The following is a 7,033-nucleotide window of genomic DNA, read 5'->3' as shown; positions in this document are numbered from 1 at the left end:
GCGTCATCAGCGGTGCTGGGTCCACAAGGCCCGAAATGTGACGAACGCCCTGCCGAAGTCCGCGCAGCCCGGCGCGACGAAGGCGATGCAGGAGATCTACAACGCCGAGGACCGCGCCCACGCCGAGCGCCGTGTCGTAGATCCAGAATCCCTCAACAGGCATTCGCCCCCGTCCGACGCGCGCCGGTATCACACCGACGCTGACGTTGGGCAGCGCGCCGACCGTCAGCAGGTGCTCCATCTGCTCAGTCTGCGTCTCGGCGCTGCCGAGCCCATTCTGCAAGACCGACTCTTCGACCAGGAACGCGAAGCGGCGATGCCCCTCGTACAGCACGCGCTGACGTTCCATGCGGACAGCAACGGCGTCGGCGACGTCATCGACCTCCACCCGCCTTCGCTGCACAGCGCGCAACACATCCTCCGTGTACCCCATCGTCTGGATAAGGCCGGGCACGAAGTTGGGCGAGTACGAGCGGAACCAGCGGGTGCGCTCAAAGAGGGGGAGAACGGCCTCCTGCGCCCGGCGCAGCCCAGCGCGCTCCATCCGGTGCCACTCAATCCACATGCCCTCTACGGCTCGGAGAGAGGCAATCAGATTGTCTGTCTGATCCTCCGCGCGGCAGGCGCGACACCACGCACGAATGTCGTCAGCGGAAGGGGATGTCTTACCGGTCGAGATCCGCGACACCTTGGACGGATGCCAACCACACAGCGCCGCGAGCTGTTTGCCGTCCAGCCCGGCGTCCTTGCACATCTCCCGAAGGCGATCGGCAAGGACTCGCCGGGCTTGCTGAACACTCGATGATCCTGAAACGGGCATGGTGCGTCAGACCGGCTTGTACTCCTCGTGAGGAGTGGCCCGCTCCCAGACCGTTTCGAACGCGGAACGGACGAGCTCCACAACGGTCGGCTCGGTGCGCCACTCCCGGTCAACTACGTCGCCATTTCCCGAGAAGTAGGTGAACAGGATGGTTGAGCTGTCGAACATCCAGAGATCTGTACCTGGTAGCGCGATGTCGGCAGCCTTGCGCCGGGGCAGCCAGCGGACCAGTTCGCCCGCCGCCACGTTGGCGAACGTCAGATCATGCTCGTACCGGATGTAGTCCGTGACCGGTTCCGAGACGATGCGGGCTCTCCGCATGACGACTCCACGTGCTGTCGTTTCGGTCGCCAGATCGTGCCAGGGGCCCCACCAGTCGGGGAGCTTCTTCGGGTCGTTGCCGTAGCGATGACCAGCGCGCCACCGTGCGAACTCCGGATCGTCCGGTGTGTAGCTGTCGCGCATCTCCAAGTGCACGGCGGAGTGCTGTGCCTTGGCCAGTCCTTCACGTACGGGGTGCTTCACCGTTGTTGTCCTCGGGTCGCGGGATGTACTTCAGCATCGCGGCCGGAAGCCGGATGATCGTCTCGTGATCCGGAACGTCCGTGGAATGACCGGGGATTGACCCGATCTCCTGGCAGGCCTTCACTTCTTCCTCGGTCGCCTTGTACGACTGGATCAACAGATCTCCGGTGTCCTCGTTCAGCCAGATGGTCGGCGAGTCATCAACCGGCGTGTTCGGAATGATTCCGAGGAAACGTAGCCCCATGCCTTTCCTCCTGGCGATGCGATTGCTTCTGATTGCACGACCATCGACCACGTGGCAGCGTGCGTCAGGAGCGTCTATTGGCCAATACGTAAGCTCTTCCGGCGTCCCGGCGGGACAGCTCATCCGCCCAGCTCGGTGTCGAGGTCCGCCTCGGTGCAGCGCGTGAGTTCGGCGACGAGCTGGTGGGCGAGGAACCAGTGGGCGGTGGGGTGGCCGTAGGGCAGGTAGTCGTTGTGGGGGAACGGGGTGACGCGTCCGTCGGGGTAGGGACGGCAAAAGGCTCCGAAGACGCCCCAGATACGGGGTTTGCGGGAGCGGATGATGACGGGGTCGGTGAGGCGGGGGCAGTGGCGTACGGCCAGGGCGGCGCAGGGGCGGCAGATCGGGGGCTTGGAGGTGACTACGTCTTCGGGCCAACTCGGCGGCGTGTGCCGGGCGTCGGGCCGTTGCATGAGGAACAGGACGCCCCGGGAGGTGCGGCCGGCGGGGCCGCCGCAGACGTGGCAGAGCTTGTGGAGCATGGTGTGGCGTTGGCGGTGGGGGTGCATCGCCTTGAAGTTGGGCTGCCCCTCCCCGGGCGCCTCGTCGAAGCGTGCCCACAGCACGCCGTGGCGGTCCCGGTCCCGGGGCGTCTCGTCTCGGTACGCCAGGCCCACGCCGTCGTCGCGGAGTGTCAAGGCCCTTGTGGTCGTGGTGGTTTCGGCGCTCCAGACGGCGGCATAGGGAACCGGCAAGCCTTTCGGCCCCCAGGGCAGGGGCGGCGCGGGTGTGACGGGAACAGCAGACATCACCAGGGATCTTTCGTCGGGGCAGGCTGATCGGACAGTCGGGCGGGGCCGGTTGGAGCCGAGACGGTCAGGCCGACCTGTTGAGCCCCGTCGGAGACCAAGGTCATCAATTGGGCGAACGTGACGGCTTCCCGTCTTTCGTCACCAGGCGCACCGAAGACGAGGACGAAGGCAGAACCAGTCCGTTCCACAGGAATGCGCAATCCCGGGGTGGCGCCGGGTGCGTTGCTCAACATTTCCCCCCTGGCCATGAATTTCCCGCTCGTAGACACGCGTCGGCAGTTCCGGAATGTCGAGGCTGAAGAAGACCCGCTTGCCGCCGGCCGGCGCGGGTTCCACGCCCCAGGCGGCCGCCAGTTCCTTCACCATGTCGAGACCGCGCCCGCCCTCTTCCTCCGCCCCCGCGTCGACAACTCGCGGTCTTCCGGGCCCGTAATCGATGACACTCACGGTGAGCAGGCGCCCGGAAACGTCGACCTCGACGAGGTACGCGCTCGACTCCGGCGCGTGAACCACCGCATTGGTCGCCAACTCCGAGGTGAGGAGTTCTGCCACTTCGGCGATCTGCTGACCGCACTCCCAGGCGAGCACGGCATTGCGGACGGCCTTGCGGGCCCTGCCCGGCGAATCGTCGCTGGACCAATAGCGAAAAGCACGTCTGATCACGAACATGCGCGCCCCCTTCCGAGAACACGGTCACTCGGAGCGCACCCCAACCGGACGTCGGGCACGCCGAGTTGATCACTCGCCACGTTGCGTGGCGGGCGGGAACACGGTAGACCGGAGTCAGTGACCGTCGCAAGCATGCTGGCTGCACATGTGCAGATCCAGCGGGCTGGTGGATGTCGGTCCCGGGACACGGCAGACTGGGAGCAGAAAAGTGGGAGGACTGATGGCCAGCACGTTCCGCAGCCGCAGGCTCGGGGCTGACCTGCGCAGACTGCGCGAAGAGGCGGCGCTCAGCTCGGAGTTCGTCGCGAACGAGATGGGCTTCTCGCGCCCGAAGCTGAACCGGATCGAGTGCGGGGAAGTCCGTGTCGCGCAGAACGACCTCAAGGCGTTGCTGAAGCTGTACGGAGTTGACGACGAAGCCAGCGTCGGCGCGTTCATCGTCTCCGCCCGGGAGGCCAAGCGGCCCGGGTGGTGGCAGGCGTTCCAGGACACCATCCCGCGGACGTACGCCGATTACATCGCCCTGGAGGCGGCGGCCACCGAGATCAAGAACTGGGAGCCGACGATCGTTCCCGGGCTGCTCCAGACCGAGGCGTACGCGAGGGCGGTGATCCACGCCAACCCCGCGATCCTGTCACCGGCCGATGTCGACGACCTGGTCAAGGTCCTCCACGAGCGGCAGGTCGTCCTGGACCGTGAGCCGCCGGAGCAGCCGCCGCGGCTGTGGGCCGTCATCGGCGAATCCGCGATCCGGCAAACCGTGGGCGGGGTCAAGGTGATGCGCGAGCAGCTCACCCATCTGGGCGAACTTACGGAGCGCCAGCACATCGTGCTTCAGGTCCTCCCGCACACCGCCGGCGCGCACGCGGGACTCACGGGCGCATTCGTGGTCTTCGGCCTCCCCCGGGACCCCGACGTGGTGAGCGTCGAGAACATGACGGGGACCCTCTATATGGACCAGCCGGGCGAACGCCGGGGCTACAACGACGCGTTCGACCATCTCAGGGCCACCGCCCTGAATCCGGCTGACTCGCTCGCGCTTATCCAGCGAGCGGCAAAAGAAATGCAGGAATAGAAAGGCAGCACGATGATAACCCGTGACGGCATCGGGCAGTGGCGAAAGAGCAGTTACAGCGGCGGCAACGGAAACTGCGTCGAGGTTGCGCCGCTTGCCAGCGATGGCCGGGCCGTGCGGGATTCCAAGGACCCGTCGGGGCCCATGCTGACGTTCACCGCTTCTCAGTGGGAGACGTTCATCCAACTGACCCAGGACGGTCAGGCCGATACCTGAGACCTCAGATACGCACGCCCCGCCTGCCCGCTCACCGCGGCCGGGCGGGGCGTCGCTTCTCGGGCCCCTCGCACGGGCCTTCTCCGGCATCCGCTGGAAAGTCCCTGGAATGGCCGGGAATTGACCCCGATCTCCTGGCACGCCTTCGCCTCTTCCCCGGTGGCCTTGTGCGACTGGATCAACAGCCCCCGGTGTCCTCGTGCAGCCAGATGGTCGGCGAGTCGTCACGCAGCTTTATCGGCTGTTGGGGCTCGCGGGCCTGCCGAACGTCCTGCTCCAGGAAGGCCCGCTGCGGACCGCGCGCACAAGCACCGTTCCGATGTTCCTCACCCGGCCGGTGCCGTCAGGTGAGGTCCAAGGTGACGCGCAGGGCGGCGGAGATACGGTCCATGGTCTCTGCGTCGACGGTGCCGAGGAACTCTCCGGTCATCAGGCGCTTGTCGGTCAGGGCGGTGAGGTCGACGGCGACGGCGGCCCCGCGCGCGGGGTGGGCCATGGGGATGGTGACGACGGTGTCCGGGGCTCCTTGGGTCTCGTCGATCATCATGCACACCGCGGTGCCGGGCAGGGCGGCAAGGGCGGCGTCGGACTCGACGATGACCACTGCGCGGGTCTTGGTGGCCAGCTGGACGCGCCAGACCTGGCCGCGGGCGAGGGGCGTCACGCCACGTCCTCACCGAAGACGTCGGCGAGGTCCTCGATGTCGGCGTCGCGTGCGGCCTGCTCGCGCCAGGCCCGCACGGCAGGGGCCGCGTCACGCAACTGCTGCGCCCGCAGAGCGTGCTCGATGTAGGCCGAGAGGTTGCCGCCGGGGGCGGCGGCGCGGGCGTGGGCGAGGAGGTCGTCCGGCAGGGTGACCGTGGTGCGCGTACGAGTACTCATACAATCAAGCATACAGAGGTGTGACAGTTGGGAGCACGCCTATCGGCAGTGCCAACGGCGTTCGACGCCGGTCGGGTTGGGGCCGAATGACGCTGCCCGGTTCACCGGTCCCGGCCGATCACGGGTTGATCAGCGGCCGGTAGGCGTCCCGTATGTCGGAGGTCGACGCGAAGGCGTAGTCGTCCGACGGTGGGCCGGGGTCCACGCCGTAGTACTCGTAGGTCAGGATGTGGGGACAGTGGCCGCCGACCTCCACGGTGGAGGTGTCCAGGCGCCGTCCGGTCCGCACCTCGTAGACCCGGAGGGAGAGCTTCGTGGTGTGGAACGTGACGTTCTCGTACCCGGAGGCGCTGGTGTCGGATTCGTAGGGGCAGGTCTCGACCACCGAGCCGTACTCCTGGTCGCCGACGCAGATCACCAGCACCGCGTCGGCGGGGTCGTCGGCGAGCCAGTCGCCGGGGAGTTCGCTCGCGTGGTCGGACTGGCCGAAGAGCGGGGCGGGGTACGGGCCGCCGCCCTGGCCCCCGTCTCAGGCCGGGCGGACGTAGCTGTAGATCGGCATCACGTCGATCGACTCGTACTTGACGATGTCGCCCGGCTTCGGGGCGTGGATCATCATGCCGTCGCCCGTGTAGAGGCCGACGTGGCTGATGTCGTCGTAGAAGAACACCAGGTCGCCCGGGAGCAGTTCGTCGCGGGAGACCGTGGTGCCTATGTTGACCTGGTCCCAGGTAACGCGGGGGATCTCCACGCCCGCCGCGCGCCAGGCGGCCTGGGTGAGGCCGGAGCAGTCGTAGGAGTTGGGGCCGGTGGCGCCCCAGACGTAGGGCTTGCCGAGCTGCTGCTCGGCGAACGCGATCGCGGCCTCGGCCTGGGTGGCGTAGGAGCCGCCGCTGTCGGCGGGCGGCGTCTCCTGCTCGGCCTGCTCCTGTTCCTCCTGCTCCTGCCGCGCCGCTTCCTCGGCGGCCTCCTGGGCGGCGCGTTCCGCCTCCTCGCGCTCCCGCTGCTCGCGTTCGAGGCGGGCCTGCTCGGCGAGGCGCTCGGCCTCCTCGCGCTCCAGGCGTTCCAGCTCCTCCAGCTCCACCTGCTCCTCGGCGGTGAGCTGGTCCATCAGCGCCCGCGCCTCGGCGAGCTTCTCCTGGACGGTCGCCTTCTCGCCGGCCAGCTCGGCCTCGCGCTCCTCCAGCTCGGCCAGCGCCTCGGTGGCCTCGGCGCGCTGCGCGGCCGCCTCCTCCTGGCGCTCGGTGTAGTCGGCGACCGCGCGCTGCTGCACGTCGGTCAGCCGGTCCAGGGCGTGGTTGGTGTCGAAGAAGCTCCGGGCGTCGGGCGCGAGCATCAGGGCCGCGGTCTCCGACAGGCCGCCGCTGCCCGAACGGTACTGGGCGGCGGCGAACGTGCCGAGGGTGCGGCGGGCCTCGTTGACGCGGTCGGACGCCGCCGCGGCCTCGTCCATCAAGTCGTCGGCGACGGCCTGCTGTTCGTCCGTCGCCTCCTCGGCCTCGTTGTACCGCTGGGTGGCGACGCCCGCCTCCTGGTAGAGCGCGTCGACCTCCGCGCGGACCTCCAGGGCGCGCTCGCGGGCCTCGTCGGCGCGCTGGCGCTGCTCCTCGATGGCCGGCGTGTCCTCGTCGTCCGCGTAGGCGGTCGAGGTCAGCAGCGAGGCGGAGGCGAGGGCCACGGCGCCCACGCCGACCGCGCCCCGGCGGGCCGCCGGGGATTCCAGAATGCCGGTGCGGGGCTTGCGATGGGAACCCAAGTCCGTGTCCTTCCCTGGAGGGTGGGAGCCACTTGGCGGTGCACGCTAGCCAGTC

Annotated in this window: 10 protein-coding genes and 2 pseudogenes; 3 read left to right on the top strand and 9 right to left on the bottom strand. The window is 68.3% G+C overall.

Annotation, left to right across the window (positions count from 1 at the left end; translation table 11 throughout):
- Nucleotides 1-128, top strand: a pseudogene (locus RM590_RS32645) (transposase); the annotation flags it as partial.
- On the opposite strand, the pseudogene RM590_RS32640 reads toward RM590_RS32645, so the two are convergent.
- The 5 genes and pseudogenes from RM590_RS32640 to RM590_RS32620 all read right to left on the bottom strand — a co-directional run.
- A pseudogene (locus tag RM590_RS32640) lies at nt 128-820 on the bottom strand (Scr1 family TA system antitoxin-like transcriptional regulator); the annotation flags it as partial. The pseudogenes RM590_RS32645 and RM590_RS32640 overlap by 1 nt on opposite strands.
- 6 nt (nt 821-826) lie before the next feature.
- On the bottom strand, nt 827-1,345 hold the full coding sequence (locus RM590_RS32635; protein ID WP_311708413.1) for a DUF6879 family protein: 519 nt from the start codon (nt 1,343-1,345) through the stop codon (nt 827-829).
- Nucleotides 1,326-1,589 carry a hypothetical protein gene (locus RM590_RS32630; RefSeq protein ID WP_311708412.1) on the bottom strand — a complete coding sequence of 88 codons (264 nt, stop codon included), beginning with the start codon at nt 1,587-1,589 and terminating at the stop codon, nt 1,326-1,328. Before RM590_RS32630 ends, RM590_RS32635 begins: the two co-directional genes overlap by 20 nt.
- Nucleotides 1,590-1,708: 119 nt before the next feature.
- Entirely contained in the window at nt 1,709-2,266 is a 558-nt protein-coding gene (locus RM590_RS32625; protein ID WP_311708411.1) for a hypothetical protein, read from the bottom strand.
- 252 nt (nt 2,267-2,518) lie between these two features.
- Entirely contained in the window at nt 2,519-3,049 is a 531-nt protein-coding gene (locus tag RM590_RS32620) for an ATP-binding protein (protein ID WP_311708410.1), read from the bottom strand.
- A 220-nt stretch (nt 3,050-3,269) separates the two neighbouring features.
- Here RM590_RS32620 and RM590_RS32615 point away from each other — a divergent pair, with 220 nt between their 5' ends.
- Complete coding sequence (locus RM590_RS32615; RefSeq protein WP_311708409.1) at nt 3,270-4,124, top strand: helix-turn-helix domain-containing protein; 855 nt, start codon at nt 3,270-3,272, stop codon at nt 4,122-4,124.
- 12 nt (nt 4,125-4,136) lie between these two features.
- The gene (locus tag RM590_RS32610; RefSeq protein ID WP_311708408.1) at nt 4,137-4,340 is read left to right on the top strand and encodes a DUF397 domain-containing protein; all 204 of its coding nucleotides are present in this window, start codon (nt 4,137-4,139) and stop codon (nt 4,338-4,340) included.
- 343 nt (nt 4,341-4,683) lie between these two features.
- On the opposite strand, the gene RM590_RS32605 is transcribed toward RM590_RS32610, so the two are convergent.
- From RM590_RS32605 to RM590_RS32590, 4 genes are all read right to left on the bottom strand, one after another.
- Entirely contained in the window at nt 4,684-5,004 is a 321-nt protein-coding gene (locus RM590_RS32605) for a type II toxin-antitoxin system PemK/MazF family toxin (RefSeq protein WP_311708407.1), read from the bottom strand.
- Nucleotides 5,001-5,222 (bottom strand): type II toxin-antitoxin system CcdA family antitoxin, encoded by a 222-nt coding sequence (locus tag RM590_RS32600; RefSeq protein WP_311708406.1) that lies wholly within the window; start codon nt 5,220-5,222, stop codon nt 5,001-5,003. The genes RM590_RS32605 and RM590_RS32600 overlap by 4 nt, the downstream gene beginning before the upstream one ends.
- A gap of 118 nt (nt 5,223-5,340) precedes the next feature.
- Nucleotides 5,341-5,646 carry a hypothetical protein gene (locus RM590_RS32595; RefSeq protein ID WP_311708405.1) on the bottom strand — a complete coding sequence of 102 codons (306 nt, stop codon included), beginning with the start codon at nt 5,644-5,646 and terminating at the stop codon, nt 5,341-5,343.
- Between the two features lie 105 nt (nt 5,647-5,751).
- Nucleotides 5,752-6,978 carry a C40 family peptidase gene (locus RM590_RS32590; protein WP_311708404.1) on the bottom strand — a complete coding sequence of 409 codons (1,227 nt, stop codon included), beginning with the start codon at nt 6,976-6,978 and terminating at the stop codon, nt 5,752-5,754.
- Between the last annotated feature and the right edge of the window lie 55 nt (nt 6,979-7,033).

The sequence above is a fragment of the Streptomyces litchfieldiae genome, assembly GCF_031845365.1.
GTDB lineage: Bacteria > Actinomycetota > Actinomycetes > Streptomycetales > Streptomycetaceae > Streptomyces > Streptomyces litchfieldiae.
The sequence above is the reverse complement of the archived record's forward strand: the minus strand, read 5'-3'. Positions and strand labels throughout refer to the sequence as shown.